Below are 26,640 nucleotides of genomic sequence, written 5' to 3'. Positions count from 1 at the left end.
CCGAGGCCAGCAGCTCCAGGTGGCTCGGGACGCACTTGACGACGTCCACCCGGTGCTCGGCGAGGTAGCCGGCGAACGCGGCCGGGTCCATCGCGTTCTCCCGCGGCACCAGGTGCACCGTCCCGCCGGTGGTCAGCGCACCGAACACGCAGGTCAGGCCGAAGTCGGCGGCCGGCGTGGAGACCACGGCGAACGACCCGCCGGGCACGTCGATGCGGGGGAGCATCCCGTCGAGGTAGCTGAGCACGTTGCGGTGATCGGCGGCCACCGCCTTGGGCGTGCCGGTGGACCCCGACGTGAAGATCACGTGGTGCAGGTGTTCCGGTCGCACCGCGCTCTCCGGTCTGCTCTCCGGGAGGTCGGGCAGTCGGTCCAGTTCCAGGACCCGCACGTCCGGGCCGAGGCGGTCGGTGAACTCCGACACCGTGACCACGGCTCGGACTCCGGCGGCGTCGAGCATGGTTGCGATCCGTGCCGCCGGATAGGTCGGGTCCATCGGCAGGTAGCCGCCGCCCGACTTCTGGATGCCGAACAACGCGCACGCCAGGTCCGCCCCCGGCTCCAGCAGCACCCCGACCGGTTCGTCCTCGTGCACCCCGGCTTGGATCAGCCAGTGTGCGATGCGGTTGGCGGTGGACTCCAGCTCGGCGTAGGTGAGGCTGCGATCCGCGCCCACCACGGCGGGCGCGTCCGGGGTGGTGTCCACCCAGCGTTCGATCAGGTGGTGCACGGCCTGGCCGGGTGCGTCCGTGGGTGCGGGACCGGCCAGGACGGGACCGGTCACCGGCTCCAGCGGCACCGCCCCCATCGGCGCGTCCAAGTCGGACAACATCCCGTCCAGCAGGGCGAGATACCAGTCCACCAGCCTGCGGACGGTCGCCTCGTCGAACAGGTCCGTGCGGTAGCCGAAGCCGCCACGCAGCGGGGACCCGGGACCGCTGTCGAGCACGTACAGGTCCAGGTCGAACTTCGCCGTCCGCTCGGGGAGCTCGATGGAGGTCGCCTCCAGGCCGGGCAGCTCGGGACGTCCCTGGTCGGGGATGTAGTTGAGCATCACCTGGAACAGCGGGGTGGCGGCCAGGTTGCGTTCCGGCCGCAGCCGGTCCACCACCCGGTCGAACGGCGCTCCCGCGTGCGCGAGCGCCCCCAGCGCGGCCTCCTTGACCCGGTCCAGCAGCTCCCGTCCGGTCGGGTCGCCGCCCAGGTCGGTACGGACCACGACGGTGTTGATGAAGCAGCCCACCACGCCTTCGGTGTCGGGATGGTCCCGTCCGCTGACTGGCACGCCGACCGCGATGTCGTGGACCGCCGACAGCCGCGCGAGCAGCGCCTGCAACCCGGCCAGCAGCACCATGAACGGCGTCATGCCCGGCGCCGACCGCACCTTGGCCGCCAGCTCCGCCGGCAGTTCGACCTCCAGCGAGGCCCCCGCCGGGTCGGCCACCGCGGGCCGAGGACGATCGGTCGGCAGGTCGAGCACCGGCGGCAGCCCCCGCAGCCGTTCCGCCCACCAGTCCAGGTCGGCCAGGGCCGGGACGGGCGCCACCTCCGCGTACTGGGCGGGCGGCGGGCCCGGCGGCGGACGCAGGCCCAGCCGGGCGGCGTACAGCGCCGACAGCTCGGACTGCAGGAGGCCGCGCGTCCAGGCGTCCGTGGCGATGTGGTGGAAGGTGAGGGAGAGCACGTGCTCCGCGTCGTCGACCACGAACAGGACCGCCCGCATCGGCGGCTCCCGGTCCAGCGCGAACGGCGTGGCCAGCTGCTCGGCCACCGCCCGGTCGACCTGCGAACGGTCGATGGTCACGGTGGTCACCGGCACCTCCGCGGCCGGCCGTACCTCCAGGACCGGTTCGGCGCCGGTGGCGACGATCACGCTGCGCAGCACCTCGTGCCGCTCGGCCAGGTCCCTGACCGCGCCCAGCAGCGCGTCCGCCTGCAGCGGCCCGCGCAACCGCAGGGTCATCGGGACGTTGTAGGCCGTGCCGTCCGGCTCCAGCTGGGCCAGGAACCAGAGCCTGGCCTGGGCGCCGGACAGCGGCGCCGGGCCCTCCACGCGCTCACGTCGCGCCACCGCCGCCGAGGCGGGGCGGGGGAGCGCGGCGGCGAGGTCGGCGAGCACGGAGTGCTCGAAGAGCAGCCGCACCGGTACGGCGACGCCGAGCTGCTCGCGCAGGCGGCCCGCCACCCGGGTGGCGGCGAAGGAATGCCCGCCCAGCGTGAAGAAGTCGTCGTTCGCGCCCACCTGGTCCACGTCGAGCACTTCGGCCCACGCCTGCGCCACCAGTCGCTCGGCGGCCGTGCTCGGCGGCACGAAGGCCGCCGCCTCCTGCCGCGGTTCGGGGAGGGCGGCTCGGTCGATCTTGCCGTTGGGGTTGAGGGGCAGGTGGTCGAGGGTGACGATGTGCGCCGGGACCATGTAGTCGGGCAGCCGTTCCCGCAGCGCCGACCGGACCGCCGGCACGTTCGCCGCCGCGGGGGTGACCCAGGCGGCGAGCTGCCGGGCCTTGCCCTCGCCGATGGGGAGGACGACGGCTTCGGAGACCTGGGGCAGCGCTCGCAGGGCGGTGACGACCTCGCCGAGTTCGACGCGGTAGCCGCGGACCTTGACCTGGTCGTCGACCCGGCCGCGGAACTCGATCTGCCCGTCGGCGGTGAGGCGGAGCAGGTCGCCGCTGCGGTAGCAGCGGTCCTGACCGGTCAGGGGGTCGGGGACGAACCGCTCGGCGGTCAGCTCCGGCAGCCCGATGTAGCCGCGGGTGATGCCGGGACCGCCGACGACCAGCTCGCCAGGGACACCCGGCGGGACCGGCCGCAGCCGCGAGTCCACCAGATGGCCGTAGACGCCCGGCAGCGGACGGCCCAGCGGGACGATCCCGGTCCGGCGTTCCGCGGGGATCTGGTCGGTCTCGCAGACCAGGCAGATCATGGTGGATTCGGTGTGGCCGTAGTGGCTCTGGATGCGCAGGCCGGGTTTGGCGTTCCGGGCTCGTTCGACGAGGTCCCAGGGGCACGCCTCGCCCGCCAGGATCAGCAGCCGGCGCGGCAGCACGGCGGCCAGGTCGCCGCCGGAGGCCAGCAGCTCCAGGTGGCTGGGGACGCATTTGACGACGTCCACGTGGTGGTGGGTCAGGTAGTCGGCGAACGCGGCCGGGTCCATCGCGGTCTCGCGTGGCAGCAGGTGGACGGTTCCGCCGGTGGTGAGCGCGCCGAACACGCAGGTCAGGCCGAAGTCGGCGGCCGGTGTGGAGACCACGGCGAAGGAGCCGCCGGGGGCGTCGATGCGGGGGAGCATCCCGTCGAGGTAGCTGAGCACGTTGCGATGTTCGGCCGCGACGGCCTTGGGCGTGCCGGTGGAGCCGGAGGTGAAGATGACGTGGTGCAGGTGCTCGGGCCGGACGTCCACGCGGGGCCGATCGGCGGGCAGGTCGGGCAGTCGGTCCAGTTCCAGGACCCGCACGTCCGGGCCGAGGCGGTCGGTGAACTCCGACACCGTGACCACGGCGCGCACGCCGGCGGCGTCGAGCATGGTCGCGATCCGTGCCGCCGGATAGGTCGGATCCATCGGCAGGTATCCGCCGCCCGATTTCTGGATGCCGAACAGCGCGCACGCCAGGGAAGCCCCGGACTCCAGCAGCACGCCGACCGGCTCGTCCGCGCGCACCCCGGCCTCGATCAGCCAGTGCGCGATGCGGTTGGCGGTGGACTCCAGCTCGGCATAGGACAGCTCGCGATCCGCGCCCACCACGGCGGGCGCGTCCGGCGTGTCGTCCACCCAGCGTTCGATCAGGTGGTGCACGGCCTGGCCGGACGCGTCCGTAGGCGCGGGACCGGTCAGGACGGGACCGGTCACCGGCTCCAGCGGCACCGCCCCGACCGGCGCGTCCAGGTCGGACAACATCCCGCCGAGCAGGGCGAGGTACCAGTCCACCAGCCTGCGGACGGTCGCCTCGTCGAACAGGTCCGTGCGGAACTCGAGCACGCCGTCGAACCCGTCCCCGCGATCCTCCAGCGTCAGGTTGAGGTCGAACTTGGCCGTCGGCGACGTCAGCCGCTCGGCCACGACCTCGACCCCGGGCAGGCTCATCGGGGTGACGCTGTCGTACACGTTCAGCATCACCTGGAACAGCGGGGTGACCGACAGGTTCCGCTCCGGCTGCAACCGCTCCACGATCCGCTCGAACGGCGTGCGGCTGTGGGCGAAGGCGTCCAGCGCGGTCGTGCGGGCCCGGGCCAGCAGCTCGCGCCCGGTGGGGTCGCCGCCGACGTCGGTACGCAGCACCAGGGTGTTGAGGAAGCAGCCCACCACGCCCTCGGTGTCTGGATGGTGCCGCCCGGCGTGCGGTACACCCACCGCGATGTCGTCGCTGCCGGCCAACCGGCCCAGCAGCGCCTGCAACCCGGCCAGGAAGACCATGAACGGCGTCGTCCCGGCGGTGGCCCGCACCTTGGCCGCCAGCTCCCCGTGCACCTCGAAGCCGACCGTGCGCCCGCTCCAGGCCGGCACGGCGGGACGGGGCCGGTCGGTGGGCAGGTCGAGCACCGGGGCCAGCCCGGTCAGCCGCCGCGTCCACCAGTCCAGGTCGGTCTCGCCGGCCGTCTCGTGCGCGTTCTGGCCGGCCTCCCAGGCGGCGACGTCGGCGTACTGCAGGGCCGGGGGCTCCGGCCGGGGGCCGGCGCCGAGCCGGGCCGCGTACAGCGCCGACAGGTCGCGCAGCAGCACCTGCTCCGACCAGGCGTCGGTGACGATGTGATGCAGGACCAGCACGAGCACGTGGTCGTCGGCGCCGAGCCGGAACACCGTGGCCCGCATGGGCGGCTCGGCGTCCAGCCGGAAGGGCCGCCAGGCCTCGGCCCGCAGCTCCCGCTCCAGCGACTCGGGGGTCACCTCCACCACGCTGACGGGCACGCCGGCGGCCGGCCGCACCCGCCGCCCCTCGACGACGCCGCGCAGCACCCAGTGCCGCTCGCCCACGTCGGCCAGCGCGCCGGTGAGGGCGTCGAGATCCACCGGCCCGCGCAGCCGCAGCGCCTGCGGCACGTTGTAGGCGGGGGAGTCCGGCTCCAGCTGGGCCAGGAACCACAGCCGCTCCTGGAGCGGAGACAGCGGCATGTCCACGGCCGACAGCGCCGGAATGCCCGCCGGAGCGGCTTCCTCAAGGGTCTCGGCCGCGGCCCGCGCCGCCGCGAGCCGGGAACGGAGCAGGTCGGCGACCCGGTCCCGCTGTACCTCGGTCATGCCTCCACCCCGTCCGTCAGGTCGGCGAGCAGCAGCTCTTCCAGGCCCGCGGCGAAGTCCGCGAGCACCGGACGGTCGAAGAGCAGCCGCACCGGCACAGTGAGCTGCAGGACCTCGCGGAGCCGTCCGGCCACCCGGGTGGCGGCGAAGGAGCTGCCGCCCAGGGCGAAGAAGTCGTCGTCGGCCCAGACGGCCGGACGGCCGAGCACCGCCGCCCAGATCGAGGCGACCATGAGTTCAGCGTCGGAGGCGGGCGCGACCCGTTCGGCCTGCGGGCCGTCGCCGGGCTCGGGCAGGGCGTCCCGGTCCACCTTGCCGCTGGACAGGGTGGGCAGGACGGCCAGCGCCACCCACCGCCGCGGCACCATGTGGTCGGGCAGCCGGGCGCGCAGATGTCGTTCCACCGCCGCCGGATCGGCCGTCTCGGGCGTGACGTAGCCGACCAGGTGGGCCTGGGCGCCCGTGCCGGACACGGTCACCGCGCCCTGGGCCACCTCGCGCAGCACGGCCTCGACCTCGCCCAGCTCGATGCGGTAGCCGCGGACTTTCACCTGGTGGTCGCGGCGGCCGTGGAACTCCAGCGTCCCGTCGGGCCGCCGGCGCGCGAGGTCCCCCGTCCGGTAGCACCTGCCGCCGGGGACGAAGGGATCGTTCACGAATCCGGACAGCCCCGGACGGTTCCGGTACCCCCGGGCCACGCCCGCGCCGCCCAGCAGCAGTTCGCCCACCGCGCCCGGCGGCAGCAGCCGCAGCCGCGAGTCCACGACGTAGGCCCGCTCGCCGGGCATCGGCGAGCCGATCGGCACCGGGCCGGGCTCGCCGGCGGACACGCGGTGCATGGTCGAGGTGACGGTGGCCTCGGTGGGGCCGTAGGCGTTCCACAACTCGCCGGCCCGCGCCAGGATCTCCGCGGCCAGGCCCGGGTCCAGCGCCTCGCCGCCGGTGACCGCGCGCAGCTCCGCGCCGCCCGTCCAGCCGGCCTCGATCAGCATCCGGTACGCCGTCGGCACCAGGTCGAGCACCGTGGCCTTGGCGGCCGCCTCGGCCAGCGCATGACCGTCCCTGGCGGTGGCCCTGTCCACCACCACGCTGGTCCCGCCGCAGGTCAGGACCGTCCACAGCTCGGAGGCCGCGGCGTCGAACGTCAGCGGCGCCACGGCCGGCTGCACGTCGTCCGGGCCCAGGCGCAGCGCGGCCGCCGTGCCCGCCACCAGGGCGGCCAGGTTCGCGTGGGTGACCTCGACGCCCTTGGGCGTGCCGGTCGAGCCGGAGGTGTAGATCACGTACGCCAGGTCGCCGGGCCGGACCTCGGGCAGCTCGGCGCGCCCGTCGAGCTTCAGCCGGTCGAGGTCCAGGACGCCGGGCCCCGGCACGCCGCCCCTGGCGAGCACGACGCGGGCCCCGGCGTCCTCGGCCAGCAGCCGCAGCCGCTCGGCCGGGTGCTCGGGATCCATCGGCAGGTACGCCGCGCCCGCCCGCCACACCGCCAGCAGGACGGCGGGCATCAGGTGGTCGCGCGGCAGGCGGACGCCGACGACGTCCCCGGGGGCCACGCCGTGCTCCAGCAGCGTCGCCGCCGCCCGGTCGGCCCAGTCGTTCAGGTCGGCGAAGCTCAGCGACGTGCCGTCGGGGCCCACCACGGCCGTTCCCGTGGTGTGGGCCGCGATCGCCCGCGGCACGGTCGGCAGCGGTCGCGGCAGCTCCGGCCCGGCGGCCAGCGCCAGCAGCGCGGCCCGCTCGTCCGGGGTGACGAGCTCCAGGTCGCGGCCGGGGTCCGTCATGGCGTGCCGGAGCAGGGCGATCAGGCGGTCCACGTACGCCTCGGCGCGGTCCTGGCCGAGCACCGCGGTGGCGTACTCCAGGTGCAGCTCGCCGCCGGACGCCGTGCGGTTGACCAGCACGCTGAGCTCGTGGCCGGCGGCTCCCGAACCGAGTTCGGTGAGCAGTTCCAGACCTTCCACGCGTACCGGGACCTCGCTGTGCTGCATGGCCAGCAGCACGGCGGTGCGGGGCAGCTCGGCGGGCGGGATCTCCTGGTGGATCAGCGCCCGCGTGGTGGCGTCCGCGGCCTGGCGCACCAGGTCGCGGAAGGTCGAGGCGTCGCCGGTCCGCAGCCGCACCGGCACGGTGTCGACCAGCGGGCCGACGACCCCGGCCAGCTCGGCGCCGGCGCGGCGCGCCGCGACCGCGCCGATCAGCATGTCCGGTTCGGCGCCGGCCAGGGCGAGCCCGGCCAGGTAGACCGCGAACGGCGTGACGCCGCACTCCCTGGCCAGGGCGGACACGCCGGCCACGAACTCCTCCGGCAGCGGCCTGGTCACCCGCGCCGCCGTCAGGTCGGCGGGCGCCGGAGGCGTCACCGGCGCGCCCGACAGCTCCCGCTGCCAGAACTCGCGCAGCCGCGGCAGCTCCGGATGCCCCTCCTGCTCGCGCACGGCCACGTCGCCGACCTGGACGGCGGGCCCGGTCACCGGCCGTCCGGCCAGCCCGGCGGCCAGCTCGTCCATCAGGATGCCGACCGAGCCGCCGTCGAAGGCGAGGTGATCGGTCACGACCACGAGCTCGGCGACCGCCTCGCCGGTCCAGCACAGCTCGGCCCGGACCAGCGGCACCTCGTCCGCCACGTCGAACACGTACGCGCCGGCGCGCCTGGCCACCCGCTCCGGGTCGGCCTCGCAGCCGTGCTCGGCGAACGGCACCGGAACCGGCGGATGCGTCACGGCGTACGGCACGCCGTCCTCGCCCACCGCGACGGTGCTGCGCAGCACCTCGTGCCGGGCCACGACGGCGTCCAGCGCCGCCCGCAGCGGGGCCGCGTCCCGCAGGCCGCTCACCCGCAGCCGGACCGACACGGTGGTGACCGGCCTGCCCGGATGGAGCTGGCGCAGGGTCCAGAACTCGCGCTGCATGCCGGTCAGCGGGTACGTGCTGCGGCCGCCGTCCCGCCGCACCGGCTCCTGGACGGTCTGGCGCAGCCGGGAGGCCAGCCCGGCCGCCGTGGGCTCGGTCAGGAACGCCGACGGCGGCACGGTGTGCCCCAGCCGGCGCGACAGCTCGTTCACCACCTTGACCGCGGCCAGGGAGTGTCCGCCCAGGTCGGGGAAGCGGTCCAGCACGCCGATCCCGTCGAGGCCGAGCACCTCGGCGATGACGTCGGCCACCAGGCGCTCGTCGTCGGTCCGCGGCGCGACCGGCGCCGCGGCGACCAGCCGCGTGGAGCCGAGCCTGGGCAGGGCCGCGCGGTCCACCTTGCCGGTGGGGGCCAGCGGCAGGCTCTCGCTGATCCCGATCCGGGACGGGACCAGGTGTGCGGGCAGCCGGTCGCGCAGCCACTCGCGCAGCTCGGGCTCGCTCACCCCGGTCGCGGCGACGTGGCCGACCAGGTGGGCGGCCCCGTCGTCGCCGGTCTGCGCCAGCACCACGGCCCGCCGCACCGCGGGGTGGCCGCCCAGCACGGACTCCACCTCGCCGAGCTCGACCCGGATGCCGCGGATCTTGACCTGGTCGTCGGCCCGGCCGGCGTAGCGCAGCTCGCCGTCCACCCGGCGGACCAGGTCGCCGCTGCGGTAGACGCGGACGCCGTCCGGGCCGGACCCGAACGCGGGGGAGTCCACCCCCAGGTAGCCGCGGGCCACCACGGGGCCGCCGATCCACAACTCGCCCAGCTCGCCGTCCTGGACGGGCCGGCCCTGCGCGTCGCGCACCGACAGCACGGCGCCCGCCAGCGGCTCGCCCAGGGGCGGCTCGCCGTCGAAGTCGCGTCCCGCCTCGAAGAAGGTGCAGGCGGTGCTGCATTCCGTCGGGCCGTACATGTTGAGGACGCGCTGGACGTTCGGGTTGGCGTAGATCTGGCGGATCAGCGCGGCGGTCAGCGGCTCGCCGCCCGACACCACCGTCCGCACCCCGGCCGGCAGCGGGTCGCGCAGCAGCACCGACAGCGCGGAGGGGACGCCGAAGACCGTCCTCACCTCGTCGCGGGCGGGCAGGGACGGCAGCGCCAGCAGGTTCTCCGCCATGATCACCGTGCCGCCGGCGACGAGCGGGACGAACAGCAGCATGATCGAGGCGTCGAAGCAGATCGACGCGCTGGCCAGCATGCCGCCCAGTTCCTCGGCGGAGTACGCCGACGCGCCCCAGGCCAGGAAGTTCATGGTGTTGCGGTGCTCCACGACCACGCCCTTGGGCGTCCCGGTGGAGCCGGAGGTGTAGATCACGTACGCGGCGTCGGCGGCGTCTCCCGGCACGCCGGGCGCGTCCTCGCGCGGCGCGACGTCATCGACGTGGACGACCTCCGCCCCGGTGAAGGCGGCCGTCGCGGCCGCTGCCGTCGTGGAGAGCACGGCGGTGACCTCGGCGTTCGCGGCCATGAACCGTAAACGTTCCGCGGGGTAGGCCGGGTCGAGCGGGACGTAGGCCGCGCCCGCCTTCCACACGCCGAGCAGCGCCGGCAGCAGCCATTCGCCCTGTTCCAGGCAGACGCCGACGTGGTGGCCGCGTCCGATGCCGCGGTCGAGCAGCGTGTGGGCGATGCCGTTGGCGCGGCGGTCCAGGTCGGCGTAGGTGAGGCGGGTGGTGCCGGCTATGACGGCGATGCTGTCAGGGCTTTTCCTGGTTTGGATGGATATGGCCTCGTGAACGCGTGTGCCGGCCCCCTGGCCTTTCACGTCGTCGGTCATGGTGTCTCCCCGTAAAACCCACCGCGATTGGCGGCAAATACGTACAAATTGCGCGATGAAGCATAATCCGCATGATCGATTTGTCGAGGGCTTTCTGGGGCGAAGTTGGCCGTCAGCGTGAATGACGCCGCGTCAGGTTTTCCGGTCAAACTCCGATGGTTCTGTGACTGTGGGTAGTGGCTTATCTTCGCGTGGCGAATTCGTTATCCCGGGTGGTGGAAGAAGGCCCGTTTCGTAGGGGTGACGTTCCCTCTTTGGGCCTGCCGAAGGTTTACGTCGGGCGTCAGTACGGGGGGCTGCTGGCGTGGTGACAGGTGGGGCGTCGATGAGGTCCTCGGGTGCCGAGCCTCCTCAGGGCAAGGTCAAGAGAGCTGGGGGCGTCCGAGGGAGGCTGGGCGACTGGTGGGCGCCCGGCCCGATGGGTGGCAGCGGACGAAGTCCGGCCGTTGGCGGAGGAAGTCTGCGCCCGAGTGTCGCGGCGGCGGCGCGGTCCAGTGTGGCGCTCAGACGGGGCGGCGGGGCGGCCCGGCCCGGCGGCGCGATCGGGCGGTACGGCGGGGCGGGACGTTGGCGGCAGGCAAGGGGGGCGGCCGGCGCGGCAGGGTGAGACAGCGGGGCGCGCGGTTGGCGGCGCGGCCCGGCGGCGCGTTTGGACGGGACGGCGGGGCGGGTGGGCGTGCTGGCGGGGGTGCGCGATGGCGGTGAAGTCCCCGGTGTGGCGGGGACCTTGGGACGTGCGGCAGAGGTGCCAGGGTGCGCGGTTGGGCGGTGCGGCCGGGCGCTTGGGCGTTTGGGGGGCGGGGACGTTGGGCGGCGGGTCAGGGGCGTCCAGGTGGGACGATGCGGCCAAGCGGTACGGCGGGGTGCGGCGGTACGGCGGCCCGGTCGGGTGGTACGGCGGGGTGAGGCGGATGGGACGGCGTGGCCGGGCGCGTTGCAGGCTCGCGCGTTGCCGGATTAGACCGTGACCTCGATAGGCCGTTGCTGGGGCGGGCCGGGCTTCGGTGTGCGGCGTCCTGTGGGGGCAATGCTCCCGGGCCCTCGCTCCCCGGCCCCGGTTTCTGGCTGCGGCCTCGGCCCGGGGCCGGTTCCTGTCTCCGTCCTCGGTCCCGGGTCCGTGCGCCCGGGTTTGTCCGCTCCTGGGACGCTCGGACTCCAGGCCCCGGACTCCCGGGCCCTCAGGACCCCGTCCCCGGACCCCCGGACCAGGGCCCCCGAACCAGGCCCCTCGGACCAGGACCCCCGGACCTCCGAGCTAGCGGGGGCGCGGGGCGAGCGCTCGGGTGCGGGGGCGGTCTTGAGGTAATTGGGCGCCGTTGTTTGTTCGGGAACAGAACTTGTGGATTGTTCGCTTTGTCGAGGCGTTCAGTGAAGGGGCGACTGATATTCGAGGGAATAGCTTCAGTGTGAAATAGGGTTGGGAAATCGGTTCAGGCGTTCGTGGGTGGTGTGGTGGGGGGATTGTTGGAATTCAGGAGGGTGGCCAGTCGGTCCAGGCCGCCTTTGATGAGCCGGCCGTACCCGTCGTCGCCCAGTGCGCCGATCCCCGCTCGGGCCTGGTCGAGGTGGTCGCGGGCGCGGTCCAGGTCGCCCAGTTTGCGGTAGCACTCGCCCAGGTTCAGGTGCAGCGACGGGTACAGCGCCACCACCGGGAGCGCCACCCCGGCCTGCGCCACCTGTTCGTCGGTGACCCGGTCGGCGGCGGCGAGCGCGCGCAGGTCCCACATCAGCTCCTCGTGCACGTCGTCCTGGACGTCGGCCATCGAATGGGCGAGGACGCAGACGTGCAGCGGGTCGCCCTGCTCGCCGCCGATGTCGTCCCAGATCTGCGCGAACAATTCGCGAGCGGCTTCGGGGCGGCCTTGGTGGTGATGTAAGTCCACCCCTTGGCCGATCCTGGCCATCGTCGGATCGGCGGTGGTCATCGGTGCTCCTTCACTGTCGCGTGAAACAGCGGTCAGCGTGCTTGTCCGGACCGATCCGGAGGGCCGTCGAGCCGTGATCGCGGTAATTCGGCGGGGTTCATCCGCGCCGGAGACGTTCGAGGTGCGGCAGTTCCGCCGTGCGCGGGCGGCCGGGCCGGGTGTCCAGGAGCCGCCATCGGGTGATGACCCCGTCCGGGCCGTCGAGCGTGCCCCGCGCCAGTGCGGCGTCGATGCGGGCCCGCACGTCGGCCTCGGCCGCCGCCTCGGCCGCGAACAGGACCCGCACCCGGACGACGTCGCCCACGCGGTCGGCGACCGTGTGGTGCGCCGCGATCGGGCAGGGCGGCTCGTGCTCCCAGTGCCCGCACAGCGCCACGGTGATCGCCGCGCCGGGCGCGCGCACATCGCCGTCCGCGTCCATGACGATCGTCGCCTCATGGGCGAAACCCGTACGCACCCTTCCATGATTCACGTACGCGGACGACGGGTCCAGCGCCCGGCGCCGGTCTCACTCGGGCGCGTACTGGGACGCGTACTCCTGCGAGGGCGGGATCGGGGTGATCACGTCCACGAGGACGCCGTTGGGGTCGGCGACGATGAAGTGCCGCTGGCCGAAGTCCTCGTCGCGCAGCGCCAACTCCGGGGTCAGCCCCTCGCGCCCGACCAGGCGCTCCCACTCGGCGTCGACGTCGGCGACCTCGAAGTTGATCAGCAGCCCCGCGACCGGACGGCGGTAGGCGGCGGGCAACGTCGGGTGACGGTGGTCGAGCAGGGCCAGCTCGTACGGCCCGCGGCGCAGGCTCACGTACCAGTCGGCCTCGAAGGTCACCTCATATCCGAACAGCCGGACGTAGAAGTCCTTCGACGCGGCGAGATCGGCCGTGCACAACACCGGATACACGCTGCTCAGCTCCATTGCGTTCCTCCTCATCAGTTTCACGTACCAACGGTATGTGGGCGTACACTATTTGGGATACCGCCGGTATGTCAAAGGGGACGCAGTGACCAGGACGGAGCAGAAGGAACGCACCCGCCGCACGTTGCTCGCCACGGCGCGGCGCCTGTTCGCGACCAGGGGTTATGCGGGGGTGGGGCTGGCGGAGATCGTCGGCGAGTCCGGCGTCACCAAAGGCGCCCTTTACCACCACTTCGAGGGCAAGCCCGACCTCTTCCGCGCCGTGCTGGAACAGGTGCAGCGCGAGGTGGCCGACCGGGTGGCCGCGGCGGCCGACGCCGAGGACGACCCGTGGGCGCAGCTCAAGGCGGGCTGCGCGGCGTTCGTCGCGGCCGGCGCCGATCCCGACGTGCAACGGATCATGCTGATCGACGGCCCCGCCGTGCTCGGCTGGAACGAGTGGCGGGCGATCGACGAGGCCACCAGCGTCCGGCACCTGACCGAGGCGCTGGCCGCGCTCGTCGCAACCGGCGTCATCCCGGCTCAGCCGGTCGCGCCGCTGGCCCGCCTGCTGTCCGGGGCGATGAACGAGGCCGCGCTGTGGCTGGCGCAGTCCGCCCCCGACGAACTGGCCGACACGCAGGCGGCACTGTCCCGCCTCCTCGACGCCCTGCGCGCCTGAAGCGACGCACCCCCGCCACCGAGCGCTCGCGCTCGCGCTCGCCAAGAGCCTGGCCCACCGGACGGGCGAGGCCGGTCACGCTCGCCACGGTGGCCGATCGGGCCGATGCCGGTCGTGGTCGGTGTCGCTCGCCATGGAGGCCGGTCGGGTTCGGCGAGGCGGCCGGTCGGGCTCGGTGGGGTGGCCGGCTGGGCTCGGCGGGGTGGGGCTGGTGGTCGTTGTGGTCGTCCCCGCCGAGCCGCTGCGGGCCGGAACGTCAGCCGGTGGCGCAGGTCTTTCCGTTGAGCGCGAAGCTCACCGGCGCAGGCAGCGCGCCGCCGCCGTACGCGGCGGTGAACCCGACCTGCGTCTGCGAGCCGACCCCGATGACCTTGTTCCACTGCTTGTTCACGCCGGCCACGCCCGCACCGGCCTGGGTCCAGTTCGCGGACCAGCCCGAGACGAGGCGCACGGCGGCCGCCGCCGGATAGTCGACCGTCAGCGTCCACCCGTCGACCGGGGTCGTGCCGGTGTTGCGCACGATGAGCTCGGCGTCCAGCCGCGGCCCTCCCGTCGTGGCCCGGTACGTCACCGTGCACGGCGCGTCCGACGACGGGGTGGGCGACGGCAGCCCCTCCCTGGCCAGCGCGGACAGCGGGTCCGAGGGCACGCTGAGGTTGCCGCCCGCGTCCTTGGCGACCACGACGTACGTGTAACGCTGCCCGACGACCAGGCCGGGTTCGGCGAAGTTCAGGCTCGGCGGTAGGACCGTGCCGACCCGGCGGTACGCCGTCGCCGTCTCCCGGTACACGTCGTACGCCGTCACCGCCACGTTGTCGGTCGACGGCTGCCAGCAGAACGTGACGCCCGGATAGTCCTGGAGGCAGGCGTCGCGCAGGCCGGTGGGCCTGGACGGGGGCACGTGGTCACCCGGCAGCGGGCTCGGCGAGCCGGTCGGGGTCATCCCGAGCGTCGCCGGCACCGTGATCAGGGCCGACGGCGGGCTGAGGTGCCCCGCCAGGTCCCTGGCCACGACGTACATCGTGTAGAGGCGGTTCAGCTCGCCGGAGAACCCGCCGATCGTGCTGGTCGTGCTGCTGGCGAGGACGAAGCCGTCCGGGTCCAGGCGGTACAGGTCGTACCCGGCGACGCCCGTGTCGTCGGAGGAAGGAGACCAGCAGATGGACGCGTAGCCGGTCGGGTTGGCGGCGAACGGCACCGGGCACGGCCGCAGCCCGCCGGGCCGGGTCGGCGGCGCGTCGTCGGCCGGGCCTGAGACAGCTGCGACAGCCGCGCCGGAGAGGGCCGCCGCGGGGACGGCCGCGTGCGCGACGTCGTGCGCCGCCGGGACGGAGGCCAGAGCCGTCCTCCCGGTCGGGCCGATCGCCAGCGCGGCGAGGAACAACGCCAGAGTGAGGAATCCGAGGGTGAGGCCAACCGCTCCCAAGGATCGTCTGCCAGGCCGCATAGGGCCCCCTTCTGATCGAGCCTGCACCCCCTCGCAGTGATCGTGAACGAGTTTTCAGGTTCCGTAAAGCCGGCAATCCGCCGGGCCGGAGCGGCCGTGTTACCTTTTCCCGCCGCCACTCGTCATGGGGGTGACGACCGAGAACGAACGGTCGTCAGACCCACGAGTGAATCGAGAACAGAATGCTGACCGCCATCATGTACACCACGATCTACGTCACCGATCAGGACCGCGCGCTGGAGTTCTACACCGCAGGGCTGGGCCTGGAGAAGCGCATCGACGTCCGGGGGCCCGACGGCCGTTTCCTCACCGTCGGCGTGCCCGGCAGCCCGGTCCAGATCCTCCTGTGGTCGTATGCGGCGGCCGCCGGGCAGCCGGGCGTCGCGGGCGGGAACGGCGCGCCGGGCCCGCTGATCCTGGAATCCGACGACCTGCGCAAGGACTTCGAGGCCATGCGCGGGCGGGGCGTCACCTTCGAGGAGTCCGAGCCCGTGGACTATCCGTTCGGCGTCCGCGCCGAGGCGGTGGATCCGGACGGCAACCGGATCTCGCTCCGTCAGCAGCGCAGGCCGTGACCGTGCACCCGGCCGGCCCGATGGCCGAGGCGTTCGAGGCCCAGCGCGATCGGCTGCGCGCCGTCGCCTACCGCGTGCTGGGCTCGCACGCCGACGCCGAGGACGTGGTCCAGGAGGCCTGGATGCGGCTGGTCCGTCAGGACGTGTCGGCCATCGGCAACCTGGCGGGCTGGCTGACCACCGTGGTCGGCCGCATCAGCCTGGACCTGCTGCGATCCCGCCAGGCCCACCCCGAGACGGCGTACGGGCAGGAATCCGCGGACCTGCTGGGGACGCCCGGCGACGAGCCCACGCCGGACGAGCAGGCGGCGCTGGCCGACTCGGTCGGCCTCGCCCTCCTCGTGGTGCTCGACTCGCTCACCCCGAACGAGCGGCTGGCGTTCGTGCTGCACGACCTGTTCGGGGTCCCGTTCCAGGAGATCGGCCACATCCTGGGCAAGTCAGCCGACGCCGCCAAGATGATCGCCAGCCGCGCCCGCCGCAAGGTCCGCTCCACGGACCGGGCGGCGGGCCCCGCCCGCGAGCACCGGGAGGCCGTGGACGCCTTCCGCGCCGCCGCGCTCGGCGGGGACTTCGAGGCGCTGCTGCGGGTCCTCGACCCGGACGTGAAGCTGACCGTGGACACCCCCGGCGGCGTGGTGGTCACCCTCGGCGCCACCGCCGTCGCGGCCGGAGCCCGCATGTTCGCCGGCGAGGTCGCCGGGCAGCGGCCCGTGCTGGTGGACGGGCTCCCCGGCCACCTGTCCTGGCGCGCCGACGGGACGCCGCTGTCCGCCATCGCCTTCACCGTCGCCGGCGGCCGGATCACCGGCATCCACATCGTCGTCGACCCGGCCAAGCTCGCCGCCCTCGACCGGCCCACCCCGGCCTGACCCGCCGCCGTCAGGGCCACCCCGGGCCCGGCAACGGTGCCGCCCCGGGCCCGGCAACGGTGCTGGTCGGGGCCTGGGGAAGGTGCCAGGCCGGGCTCGGGAAAGGTGCCGGCCCACGCCTGGCAAAACCATGCGGGCCCGGGCCCGACAGGGTGCTGGCCCACGCCTGGCAAAACCGTGCGGGCCGGGCCCGACAAGGGTGCCGGTCCGGGGCTGGCAAAACCGTGCGGGGGCGGGCCCGGCGAGGCGGTCCGGGCCAGGCCGTCGGCGCTGTGAATGTCGCGTCTGGACCGGTTGACAGGTGCCCCCTACCATGGGCGCGTGCGGCTGAACGTCCTCGGGCCCATGGAACTCGTCGTGGCCGGGCGGGCCGTGCCGGTCGGGCCGCCCAAGCAGCGGGCCCTGCTCGCCCTCCTCGCGATGCACGCCGGCCGCGTGCTCCCCGCCGACCTGCTGGCCGACCGGCTGTGGGCCGGCGACCCGCCGCCGAGCGTCCAGGGCAGCCTGCAGGTGTACGTCTCCAACCTGCGCCGCCGGCTGGAGCCGGACCGGCGGCCGGGCACGACCCCGGCCGTCCTGGTCAGCGCCGCCGACGGTTACGGCCTGATGACCGACGGGCTCGTCCTCGACACGACCGACTTCGGCACGCTCGTGTCGGCCGGCTCCGCCCACCTGACCGCGGGACGGCACGAGCAGGCGGCGGCCGACCTCGCCGAGGCGCTCGGCCTGTGGCGCGGTGACCCGTACGCGGACGTGCGCGCGCAGGAGTGGGCGCAACCGGAGATCGGCCGCCTGGAGCAGGTACGGCTCGACGCGGTGGAGGCGCTGGCCGCCGCCCTGCTGGAACTGGGACGCCACACGGACGTGGTCGCGCGGCTGGACCCGTTCGTCCGCGAGCACCCGCTGCGTGAGCGCGCCTGGGAACTGCTGGTGCTGGCCCACTACCGCGCCGGCCGGCAGGCGGCGGCCCTCGAATGCCTGCGCGGGGTGCGTGACGTGCTCGCCGGGGAGCTGGGCATCGACCCGGGGCCGCGGCTGCGCGAGCTCGAAGCCGCGGTGCTGCGCCAGGACGCCACGCTGTTACCGTTTGGCCGTCCCGCCACCCCGCAGCCCACCCCGCCGAAGTCCCCACCGCCGCCCCCGCCGGTGCCCACGGCGGCGCCCGGCGGCGGCGAGCCCGCGCCGGACCAGCCGGTGTTCGTCGGCCGGGAGAGCCCGCTCGCGTTCCTGACCGAGGCGGCCGCGGCGGCGTCCGCCGCCGGGCAGGTCGTGCTGGTGGACGGCGAGCCGGGCGTCGGCAAGACGAGCCTGCTGAGGCGGTTCCGCGCGAGCGCGGGCGTGCCGGTCGGCTGGGGGGCGAGCCCCGACCACGAGACCGCGCCCGCCCTGTGGCCCTGGGAACGCGTCCTGCGCGACCTCGCCGCCGCGGCCCCGTGGGCCGCCCTGCCCGGCGAGGTCGGCACGTTCCTGTCGGGCGGCCCGCAGGCGGTCCCGGCGTCCGACGCGCAGGGGGCGCGGCTGCGGTTCTTCGAGGCCGTCGGCACGTTCCTGGCCGCGGTCGGCCCGGCGGTCGTCGTGCTGGAGGACCTGCACGCGGCCGACGACGCCACGCTGCGGCTACTGGTCCACGTGGCCGCCACCGCCCGGCCGGGCCTGCTGCTGGTGGCGACCTTCCGGCGGCACGAGGCGTCGGCGCTCACCGCCACGCTGTCGGCGCTGTCCCGGCTCGGCGCGCGCCGGCTCGGGCTGGACGGGCTCGCCGCCGAGGAGGTCCGCGCGCTGGTCAAGGAGCTGTCCGGCCGCGATCCGGGCGGTGACGGGGCCGAGGAACTGCGCCGGCGCACGGCCGGGAACCCGTTCTTCCTCGCCGAGCTGGCCAGGGCCGGCGACGGGCTGCCGCAGGGCGTCCTGGACGTCGTGCTGCACCGGGTGGCGGGCCTGGGGGAGGAGGCGGCCCGCGTGCTGGAGCTGGCCGCCGTGATGGGGGACGAGTTCGAGGCGGTCGTCCTGGCCCGGGTCGCCGGCGGCACGGTCGGCGACCTGCTGCCGTCGCTCGACGCGGCGCTCGGCGCGGGGCTGGTCCGGGAGTCGTCGTACCGGCTGGGCGGCTACGAGTTCGCGCACGCCCTGGTGACCGACGCGTTGTTGTCGCGCCGGTCGCGGCTGTGGCGGGCGCGGGTGCACGAGCAGGTGGCGGCCGCCCTCACCGCCGTGCACGGCGACCGCGACGAGCGCGACGAGCGCGCGGCGGTGATCGCGCGGCACTGGCTGGCGGCGGCGGAGCTGGGCGCGCGGCCCGCCCGCATGGCGATGGACTACGCGGCCCGCGCCGCGCGGGCGGCCCTGCGGCGGCACGCGCCCGACGACGCGGCCGTGTCCTGGCAGGAGGCGCTGGCGGCCGCCGAGCCGGCCGGCGCGAGCGCGGCCGAGCGGTTCGAGCTGGCCGTCGGGCTGGCGGAGAGCCGCTACGCCGCCGGCCGGTTCGACGAGGGCTACGAGGCGGTCGAGCAGGCGCTCGCCATGGCCGGCGACGACCTGGACAAAGCCGTCAGAGCCGCCGACATCGCGATGGGACACGGCATCTGGGTGCCCTTCCGGTACGGCGTCGACGTGGCCGCCGTACGCGACGCGGCGGACCGGGCCGCGCGCGGGCTGCCGCCGTCCACGCCGGCCTGGGCGACGGCGCAGGCCGTCAGGGCCGTCGTGCTCGCCCAGACCGGCCGCGAGGACGAGGTCGGCGCGGTCTCCTCGCAGGCCGTGGAGGCGGCCGAGCGCCTGGACGACCCCGCCCTGCTGCGGCGCGTCCTGCACCTGCGGCTCATCGCGCTGCAGGGACAGGACTTCGTCGAGGAGCGTGCCGGGACCGCCCGCCGCCTGCTGGCCGAACCGGACCTGTCGCCCCAGCTCAGGGTGATCGCGCAGCTGCACCTCGTCGGCCACCACGTGGAGCACGGCAGAGTCTTGCAGGCCCGCGACCTGCTGGCGGAGATCGGCACGCTGCTGCGCGACCTGCACAATCCGACGCTGGCGCTGCAGGCCGCGGTGGCGCACGTGGGGCTCGACCTGTTCCAGGGCGCGCCGGACCCGGCCCGGCACTTCGAGCCCGTCAGGGCGATGTTGTCGTTCGCCGACCTGGCCTACTTCGAGCTCAGCATGCTCGGCGGACGGGCCGAGACGATCATCCAGGAGGAGCGCCTGGGCGAGGAGGCGGCCTGGATCGAGGAGATGGCCCGGCACACCGGCCTGGCGGGGCCCGCCTACGCCTTGGCGTACGCGCTGGCGGAGCTGGGCGAGCCCGAGCGCGCCCGGCGGCTCCTGCGCGAGACGCCCATGCCGCCGCGCGACTACCACTGGGCGATGGCCGCCATGTGCCGGCTGCACGCGGCGATCCGGCTCGGCGAGGCGGACGTCGTCCGGGAGGTCTACGACGCTTTCCGGCCGTTCGCCGGGCTGCTGCACGTCAACGGCGCCTGCACCACCGTCGACGGCGCGTACGACGGCCACCTGGGCGAGGCGCTGCTGGCGCTCGGCGACCGCGAGGGCGCCCGGGCGCACCTGACCGCGGCGGTGCGCCAGCTGGAGCGGGCGGGAGCGGCCTACTGGCTGACAAGGGCCCGCCAAGCCCTCGCCAAGTGCATATAGAGGCCCGGCGCGCACGCTGTTCCCGACACGTGAGGGAACAGACTGATGATCACACCAGAACACCTGACCGGCTTCCTGATGATGCACGCCGGTTTCCGCGCCGAGTTCGGCCGCCTGGCCGAGGCGTGCGGCGACCCGCGTGACGACGCGCACGAGGAGCTGCTGGAGGAGCAGCTCGCGCTCGTGCTGGACATGCTGCACGCCCACCACTCGCACGAGGACGCCACCCTGTGGCCCAAGCTCACCGTCCGCGCTCCGCAGGCGGCGGACGCGCTGGCCGAGCTGGAGTCCGAGCACTCGTTGCTGGACCCCCTGATGGAGGCCGCCGCCGACCGCGGGGTGCCCCTGGCCGGCCGCGCGCCCGTCCTGCGGCGGCTGCACGAGCTCGTCAACGAGCACCTCGACCACGAGGAGCGGGTCGCCGTGCCGCTCATGCTCGCCCACCTCACCCCCGGCGACGTCGAGGCCGACCGGCGTCAGGCGATGGACGACTTCGGCCGCCGCCGGGTCCCCGTCATCCTCGGCTGGCTCGCCTCCGGCGCTGACGCCCGCCTGCTCGCGGCGTCGTACGCGGACCTGCCGGTCGTGGCCCGGCTGATGTTCCGCCTGTTCTGGTGGCCGGCCTACCGGCGGCGTTACACCCGCCTGTACGGCACCACCCCCGCCGACCTGATCCTGGAGCCGTGATGACCGCATCCGCACCGACCGTCTCGCCGCGCCTGGCGGCCGAGGTCTTCGGCCGCGCCCTGGTCTGCGAGTACGCCTCGCTCACCCGCGACGGCCGCCCCGTCACCTGGCCCGTCACGCCGTACGCCGGCGCGGGCGGCACGATCGACGTCAGCACCGGGCTCACCTACCCGGACAAGGCCGAGCGCGCCCGCCGGGACCCGCGCGTCGCGCTGCTGTGCTCCGGCGCGGAGGGCGGCGGGCCTGACCGGGCGCCCGTGGTCCTGGTGCAGGGCCGGGCGGCCGTGCGCGACGCGGACCTGCAGGCCGGCACCGACCGGTACGTCCGCGAGTCGCTGGCCAAGACCGGCGTCGGGTTCGCCGGGATGCCGTGGTTCCTGGTGAGACGGCTGGGCTGGTACTTCGCCCGCATCTGGGTGGAGGTCACCCCCGAGCGGATCGTCTGGTGGCCCGAGGGCGACCTGTCCAGGACGCCGGAGATCTGGACGGCCCCTCCGGACGTCGCCGTGCCCGCCTCCGATCCCGCCCCGACCGGCCCCCGGCTGCCGAGCCGGTCGGCCCCGCCGGCGGACTGGCGGCCGTTCGCCGTCCGCGCCGCCCGTCTGGGCGAGCCCGTCGTCACCATGGTGGCCGACGGCATGCCGCTGGCCGTGCGCACCCGCTCGGCCGTACGGACCGAGGCCGGCTTCGACCTGCGGCTGCCCGCGGGCGTCCAGGCGGCCGACGGGCCGGTGTGCCTGACCTTCCATCGGCACGGCCCGGCCATGGAGTGGCAGGAGAACGTCGTGCTGGTCGGGCGGGCCACCGGCGCGGGCGACCGGCTGGGCGTGCGGGTGGAGCGGGCGCTCAACGACTGGAGCCTCGCGGGGAGCCGCCGGGAGCGCAGCCGTTCGTTCCTCGGTCAGGGCAGGCTGCTGCGGAAGCGGCTGGAGGCCGAGGCCGCCCGCCGCGGCCAGCCCGTTCCCCGCGTCCGCCGCCCACGCGACTGACGCCGCCCACGCGATCGGCCGCTGCCCCCGCGATCGGCCGCTGCCCCCGCGATCGGACGCTGGACGCCGCCCGCCGGTCCCGGCCGGCGGCGGCCCTACGGGGTGAGGATGCTGATGCCCAGCATGCGGGCGCCCGTCTCGGTGCGCGGGCGATGTGTGCTGCCCGGCGCGAACACGACGTAACTGCCCGGCCCGAGCCGGTGCCCCCGGTCGATGAACTCGCCCGAGATCACGTAGTAGCGTTCCTCGCCGTCGTGCACGTCCACCTCGGGCCATTCGGCGCCCGGGGCGAAGTCGTACATCCAGCCGCGGGCCCGGTCGGTGGCGGGCAGCCGCCGCCGGACGATCCCGGGGACGACCTCGACGGCTTCCACCTCGTCGACGTGCAGGATCTGGACGTCGTTCGCGTCTTGCGTCATGTCCCCATCGTCGCGGCGGACGTCCTGCCCCGCCCAGTGTCTGGATTGACGCGTGGCGGTATTTTCCTGCCATGAGCGTTCAGCGAGTGGTGGCGCTGGTCCTGCCGCCGCAGTCCACGTTCGAGCTGGCGTGCGCGGCGGAGGTCTTCGGCGTGCGCCGGCCGGGTCTGCCCGCCCGCTACTCGTTCCAGGTGTGCGCCGAACGTCCGGGCGCCGTGCCGACCCTGGCCGGGTACGACATGGCGGTCAGCTCGGGCCTGCCGGCGCTGGAGGCCGCCGACACGGTGGTGATCCCCGGCTGGCACCGCCGCGACGACCCGGCGCCGCCCGCCGTGATCGACGCGATCCGGCGGGCCCACCGGCGAGGCGCCCGGATCGTCGCGATCTGCTCGGGGACCTTCCTGCTCGCCGCGACCGGACTGCTCGATCACCGCAGGGCCACCACCCACTGGCGGCTCGCCGCCGAGCTCGCGGGCCGCTTTCCCGACGTACAGGTCGAACCCGACACCCTGTACATCGACCTGGGCGACCTCGCCACCAGCGCCGGCACCGCCGCCGGCATCGACCTGTGCCTGCACCTGGCCCGCGCCGACCACGGCGCGGCCTACGCCGCGCACATCGCCCGCCACATGGTCATGCCGCCGCACCGCGAGGGCGGCCAGCTCCAGTACAGCACCACGCCCGCCGCGGACCGCCGGCCGGAGTCGCTGGCGCCGCTCCTCGACTGGGCCGCCGAACGGCTGGACGAGCCCCTCACCCTCGACGACCTCGCCGCACGGGCCGGGGTCTCCCCGCGGACCCTGGCCCGCCGGTTCGCCGGCCAGCTCGGCGTCAGCCCCGGCCGATGGCTGCTCCAGCAGCGCGTCACGGCGGCGCGGGCCCTGCTGGAGGAGACCGACCTGCCCGTGGAGACGATCGCGGTCAGGGTCGGCCTGTCCTCGGCCACCAACCTCCGCAGACGTTTCCACTCCCTGGTGCACACCACGCCCGCCGCCTACCGCCGCTCGTTCGGCGGCCACGACGGCAGCCACGACGGCGGCCTCTCCTCGCGGCCGTCCCCCCGTCAGGGGCGGGGCTCGTCGTCCCAGGCCACCGGCGTGACCTCGCCGGTCTCCCAGTCCGAGCGCAGGATTCCGTAGGCGACCGAGTCGTACAGGCGTCCGTCGCGTCCCGGCCAGGCCCGGCGGTAGTGCGCCTCCTTCACGAAGCCCGCGCCGCGGAAGACGGCCCGCATGGCCAGGTTGTCCTGCCGGGTGGTGCCCTCGATCCGGGTGATCCCCGGCAGCTCGGTGAACAGGTGCCCGGTCAGCCAGCGCACCGCCTGGCCGCCGAGGCCGCGTCCCCGGTGGGCGGCCCTGATGCGCAGGTCGAAGACGGGCCCCTCGTCGGCGAGGTCCTGCAACCTGATCAACCCGGCCCGCTCGCCCTCGGAGACCACCCAGAAGGTGCGTTCGTCCGCGTCGTCGTAGTGCCCGTCGGCGGCCCGCCGCCGGACGGCCTCGGCCTCCGGCCGTCCGACGTGGAAGGGCCAGTCCTCGCCGGTCAGAAAGGCGACCAGGTCGTCGACATCGTCAGGGACGAACCTGATGAACGCTGCTGTCATGATCCAGCGTTCTACCAGATCGCCGCGACCGGCCGGATCACCGGCCCCGCGCCTCCTCGGCAACGCGGTCGACGGCCTGGACGGCGACGGCGGGCTCGTCGACGTAGATGTAGTGCCCGCTGCCCGCGGCGGTGCTCAGCCTGCTGCGGCCGGACAGCGCCAGCCACTTGCGCTGGCCGGCCGCCCACGCCCGCTCCAGGCGCGGCCCGTACTCGGGCAGGGCCTCCAGGTACGGCTTGCCGTGCCGGACGACCTCGACCGGGATGTCACCGGCGGAGCGGACCGCGCCGTCGGCGATGACCAGCTTCTCCGGGTTCTGCCCCTGGAAGATCGCCAGGTTCTGCGCGCGCAGCTCGGCGGCCGGACCCTCGGCGGACTTCGGGATCGCCTTCTCGATGTCGTTCATCATGGTGGGCGGGGTGGCGTCCAGCAGGACCAGCCCCTTGACGCGGTCCTGGTGGTCGGGGGCGTACCGGGTGGCGATCAGCCCGCCCAGCGAGTGACCGGCCAGGACGACCGGGTCCTTGCCGGCGACGCGGTCGAGCACGCCGGTCAGGATCCGGCCACTGGCGGCCAGGTCCTGCGGGCCGTCCGGCGGGTCGCTCTTGCCCGCGCCGAGCCGGTCGTAGGAGCAGACCCGGTGCTTGTCGCTCAACGTCTTCTGCAGGGACGCCATCTTGTCCAGCCCGTCGCCGCCGCCGTGCATCAGAACGACGACCGGCCCGCCCTCGACCGGTTCGCCCGAGCAGGACACGTTCACCGACCGGCCCGCCACGGTGATCTTCTCAGTGCCGGAGATCGGCGCGGCCGCGGACGCCTTCGCGGAGGGCGCGGCGGGCGTGGAGGGCGTGGAGGCGGCGAAGGGGTCCCAGTTCTCCATCGCGTCGCCGTCGCAGCCGGCCACCCCCACGCCGAGGCCGACGCAGCACAGCGCGGCGGCGAGGGGTGTCCTGATCTTGGCGAGCATGAGGTCCTCCAGGGAGCCGGCCGCCGCGAGGGCGATGCGCACGGCGGGGATACGAGCGGGAAGGGCCGGCGGAACGCCGTGGCCGCCCCGCAACGTTACGGACCGTGCGGCGCCGGGATCGTCACCGCACGGTGGACATTCCCCGGTAGCTCGCACGGGGGACAAAGCAGGCTTATCGGCGCCCGCACCACCGCTGTCCCGCTACGCTCGCCCGGTGATCGATCTGCGGCGGGCCACGGAGTTGTGGCGGCGGTGCGACGTCGTGGTCCGGGATCTGCCGTTCGGGCTGCTGGTGGCCGTCGCGTCGCTGCTGCCGGGCCTGCACGACAAGGGCACGCAGGTGGGCGACCTGCCCGCCCGTCCCTTCGACGCGGTGGCCCTGGTGGCGATCGCCCTGGAGTGCCTGCCGCTCGCCGTCCGGCGGCGGTGGCCGGCGGTGTGCCTCGTGCTGGTGTCGCTCGGTTTCGTCCTCGACCAGCTGCGCGCCTACCACCTGTTCGCGAGCAACGTGCTGCCCGTCGCGCTCATCAGCGCGGGCGCCCACCTGGAGCGGTTCCGGCGCGCCACCGTGGTCCTCCTCTCGCTGGCGTACCTGCCGCTGGCCCTCACGCTCGACCGGCTCGGCGCGGACGAGCGGGTCGAGGGGTACGTGGTGTTCTACCTGGCACTGGCGCTCACCTGGGGCATCGGGGCCTGGCTGCGTTCGACCCGGGCCGCCGAGGAGGAACGCCGCCGCCACGTCGCCGAGGCCACCCGCGCCGCCGAACGCACCCGGATCGCCCGCGAGCTGCACGACGTCGTGACGCATCACGTGACGGCGATGGTGGTGCAGGCCGAGGCCGCCCGCTACCTGACCGCCGTCCCGGAACGGCTCGACGCGACGCTGGACGCCGTCACCGACACCGGCCGCCGGGCCATCGCCGACCTGCGGCACATGCTCGACCTGCTCAAGGCCGACCACGACCCCGACGGCCTGCCGTCCGCCGCCGACCTGCACACCCTCGTGGAGCGGACCCGCCGGGCGGGGCAGCCGGTGGAGTTCGCCGAGGAGGGCGGCCCGGCGGAACCGGCGGGCAGCGCCGAGCTGGTCGCCTACAGGGTCGTCCAGGAGGCCCTGACGAACGCCCTGAAACACGCCCACGGCAGCCCGACCACGGTCCGGGTGCGTCACGGCGAGAAGGAGATCAGCGTGGTGGTGAGCACCCACGGGCCCGGCTCCCGGGCCGCCGCCCCCCGCGGGAGCGGGCGGGGCCTGGCCGGGCTCCGCGAGCGCGTGGAGGCCCTGGGCGGCGAGTTCAGCGCCGGCCGGCAGGCGGGCGGCGCCTTCGTGGTGCGGGCCCGGGTCCCCGCGGGCGGCCCGTCGTGAGCGCGCCGATCCGGGTCCTGGTCTGCGACGACCAGGCGCTCATCCGCACCGGCTTCGCGACGATCATCGACGCCCAGCCGGACCTGGAGGTGGTGGGGGAGTGCGGCGACGGCCGCGCCGCGGTGGACCTCGCCCGCCGGCTGAGCCCCGACCTCGTCGTCATGGACGTGCGCATGCCGGTGCTCGGCGGCATCGAGGCCACCCGGCTGCTGGCCGGCGCGGGGGTCGACGACCCGGTCAAGGTGCTCGTGGTGACCACGTTCAACCTCGACGAGTACGTCTACGAGGCGCTGCGCGCGGGGGCCAGCGGATTCCTGCTCAAGGACGCCCCGCCGGCGCAGCTCCTGCACGGCATCCGCACCGTCGCCTCGGGCGCCGCGCTGCTGGCCCCCGAGGTGACACGTCAGCTCGTCGGCCGGTACGCGGCCCGCATCCGTCCGGCCGAGCCGCCGTCCGGGGAGACCGTGCTGACGCCGCGCGAGCTGGAGGTGCTGCGCCTGATCGCCGACGGCCGGTCCAACAGCGAGATCGCCGCCGCGCTGGTGATCAGCCACGAGACCGTCAAGACGTACGTGTCACGCATCCTGGCCAAACTCGGCCTGCGCGACCGGGTGCAGGCGGTGGTCTACGCCTACCGCCGGGGCCTGGCGACCTGACGC

Annotated in this window: 18 protein-coding genes; 9 read left to right on the top strand and 9 right to left on the bottom strand. The window is 74.6% G+C overall.

Annotated features, from left to right (window positions below):
- The 5 genes from ACFYYW_RS44140 to ACFYYW_RS44120 form a co-directional block, all read right to left on the bottom strand.
- Positions 1-5,236: amino acid adenylation domain-containing protein (locus ACFYYW_RS44140; protein ID WP_387659298.1), on the bottom strand; the 5,236-nt coding region annotated here is incomplete at its 3' end.
- Positions 5,233-9,912, bottom strand: a complete 4,680-nt coding sequence (locus tag ACFYYW_RS44135) for an amino acid adenylation domain-containing protein (protein ID WP_387659295.1) — start codon at positions 9,910-9,912, stop codon at positions 5,233-5,235. The genes ACFYYW_RS44135 and ACFYYW_RS44140, both read right to left, overlap by 4 nt.
- A 1,430-nt stretch (positions 9,913-11,342) precedes the next feature.
- A complete protein-coding gene (locus tag ACFYYW_RS44130; RefSeq protein WP_352330436.1) occupies positions 11,343-11,837 on the bottom strand; it encodes a tetratricopeptide repeat protein in 495 nt (164 codons plus the stop codon).
- Positions 11,838-11,934: 97 nt separating this feature from the next.
- A complete protein-coding gene (locus ACFYYW_RS44125; protein WP_387659291.1) occupies positions 11,935-12,294 on the bottom strand; it encodes a hypothetical protein in 360 nt (119 codons plus the stop codon).
- A gap of 51 nt (positions 12,295-12,345) precedes the next feature.
- Positions 12,346-12,753, bottom strand: a complete 408-nt coding sequence (locus tag ACFYYW_RS44120; protein ID WP_387659289.1) for a VOC family protein — start codon at positions 12,751-12,753, stop codon at positions 12,346-12,348.
- Between the two features lie 85 nt (positions 12,754-12,838).
- Here ACFYYW_RS44120 and ACFYYW_RS44115 point away from each other — a divergent pair, with 85 nt between their 5' ends.
- Positions 12,839-13,414 (top strand): TetR/AcrR family transcriptional regulator, encoded by a 576-nt coding sequence (locus ACFYYW_RS44115; protein ID WP_387659286.1) that lies wholly within the window; start codon positions 12,839-12,841, stop codon positions 13,412-13,414.
- Between the two features lie 256 nt (positions 13,415-13,670).
- On the opposite strand, the gene ACFYYW_RS44110 is transcribed toward ACFYYW_RS44115, so the two are convergent.
- The gene (locus ACFYYW_RS44110) at positions 13,671-14,840 is read right to left on the bottom strand and encodes a cellulose binding domain-containing protein (RefSeq protein ID WP_387659284.1); all 1,170 of its coding nucleotides are present in this window, start codon (positions 14,838-14,840) and stop codon (positions 13,671-13,673) included.
- A gap of 203 nt (positions 14,841-15,043) precedes the next feature.
- On the opposite strand from ACFYYW_RS44110, the gene ACFYYW_RS44105 reads away from it, so the two are divergent.
- The 5 genes from ACFYYW_RS44105 (at position 15,044) to ACFYYW_RS44085 (ending at position 21,626) form a co-directional block, all read left to right on the top strand.
- Complete coding sequence (locus ACFYYW_RS44105) at positions 15,044-15,436, top strand: VOC family protein (protein WP_387659281.1); 393 nt, start codon at positions 15,044-15,046, stop codon at positions 15,434-15,436.
- On the top strand, positions 15,433-16,308 hold the full coding sequence (locus ACFYYW_RS44100) for a sigma-70 family RNA polymerase sigma factor (protein WP_387659278.1): 876 nt from the start codon (positions 15,433-15,435) through the stop codon (positions 16,306-16,308). The genes ACFYYW_RS44105 and ACFYYW_RS44100 overlap by 4 nt, the downstream gene beginning before the upstream one ends.
- Positions 16,309-16,629: 321 nt before the next feature.
- A complete protein-coding gene (locus ACFYYW_RS44095; RefSeq protein WP_387659275.1) occupies positions 16,630-19,950 on the top strand; it encodes a BTAD domain-containing putative transcriptional regulator in 3,321 nt (1,106 codons plus the stop codon).
- Positions 19,951-19,995: 45 nt separating this feature from the next.
- Positions 19,996-20,637, top strand: a complete 642-nt coding sequence (locus tag ACFYYW_RS44090; RefSeq protein WP_387659271.1) for a hemerythrin domain-containing protein — start codon at positions 19,996-19,998, stop codon at positions 20,635-20,637.
- The gene (locus tag ACFYYW_RS44085) at positions 20,637-21,626 is read left to right on the top strand and encodes a hypothetical protein (RefSeq protein WP_387659268.1); all 990 of its coding nucleotides are present in this window, start codon (positions 20,637-20,639) and stop codon (positions 21,624-21,626) included. The genes ACFYYW_RS44090 and ACFYYW_RS44085 overlap by 1 nt, the downstream gene beginning before the upstream one ends.
- Positions 21,627-21,721: 95 nt before the next feature.
- Here the strand turns inward: ACFYYW_RS44085 and ACFYYW_RS44080 are convergent, their stop codons facing one another.
- Entirely contained in the window at positions 21,722-22,045 is a 324-nt protein-coding gene (locus tag ACFYYW_RS44080) for a cupin domain-containing protein (protein ID WP_387659265.1), read from the bottom strand.
- 71 nt (positions 22,046-22,116) lie between these two features.
- On the opposite strand from ACFYYW_RS44080, the gene ACFYYW_RS44075 reads away from it, so the two are divergent.
- A complete protein-coding gene (locus tag ACFYYW_RS44075; protein ID WP_387659262.1) occupies positions 22,117-23,184 on the top strand; it encodes a helix-turn-helix domain-containing protein in 1,068 nt (355 codons plus the stop codon).
- On the opposite strand, the gene ACFYYW_RS44070 is transcribed toward ACFYYW_RS44075, so the two are convergent.
- Positions 23,109-23,648: a GNAT family N-acetyltransferase gene (locus tag ACFYYW_RS44070; RefSeq protein WP_387659259.1), complete on the bottom strand. Its 540-nt coding sequence runs from the start codon at positions 23,646-23,648 to the stop codon at positions 23,109-23,111. The two genes, ACFYYW_RS44075 and ACFYYW_RS44070, sit on opposite strands and share 76 nt — an antisense overlap.
- Before the next feature lie 37 nt (positions 23,649-23,685).
- Positions 23,686-24,657 carry an alpha/beta fold hydrolase gene (locus ACFYYW_RS44065; RefSeq protein WP_387659256.1) on the bottom strand — a complete coding sequence of 324 codons (972 nt, stop codon included), beginning with the start codon at positions 24,655-24,657 and terminating at the stop codon, positions 23,686-23,688.
- Positions 24,658-24,829: 172 nt separating this feature from the next.
- Here ACFYYW_RS44065 and ACFYYW_RS44060 point away from each other — a divergent pair, with 172 nt between their 5' ends.
- Together ACFYYW_RS44060 and ACFYYW_RS44055 are read left to right on the top strand one after the other, a co-directional pair.
- Positions 24,830-25,981, top strand: coding sequence for a sensor histidine kinase (locus ACFYYW_RS44060; RefSeq protein WP_387659253.1), 1,152 nt, complete (start codon positions 24,830-24,832; stop codon positions 25,979-25,981).
- Positions 25,978-26,637, top strand: coding sequence for a response regulator (locus tag ACFYYW_RS44055; RefSeq protein ID WP_387659250.1), 660 nt, complete (start codon positions 25,978-25,980; stop codon positions 26,635-26,637). The genes ACFYYW_RS44060 and ACFYYW_RS44055 overlap by 4 nt, the downstream gene beginning before the upstream one ends.
- The last annotated feature ends 3 nt before the right edge of the window (positions 26,638-26,640 follow it).

The sequence above is a fragment of the Nonomuraea sp. NPDC001831 genome, from assembly GCF_042892035.1.
In the GTDB taxonomy this organism is placed as follows: domain Bacteria; phylum Actinomycetota; class Actinomycetes; order Streptosporangiales; family Streptosporangiaceae; genus Nonomuraea.
Note: the sequence above shows the minus strand (reverse complement) of the source record. Positions and strands in the feature narration are given on the sequence as shown.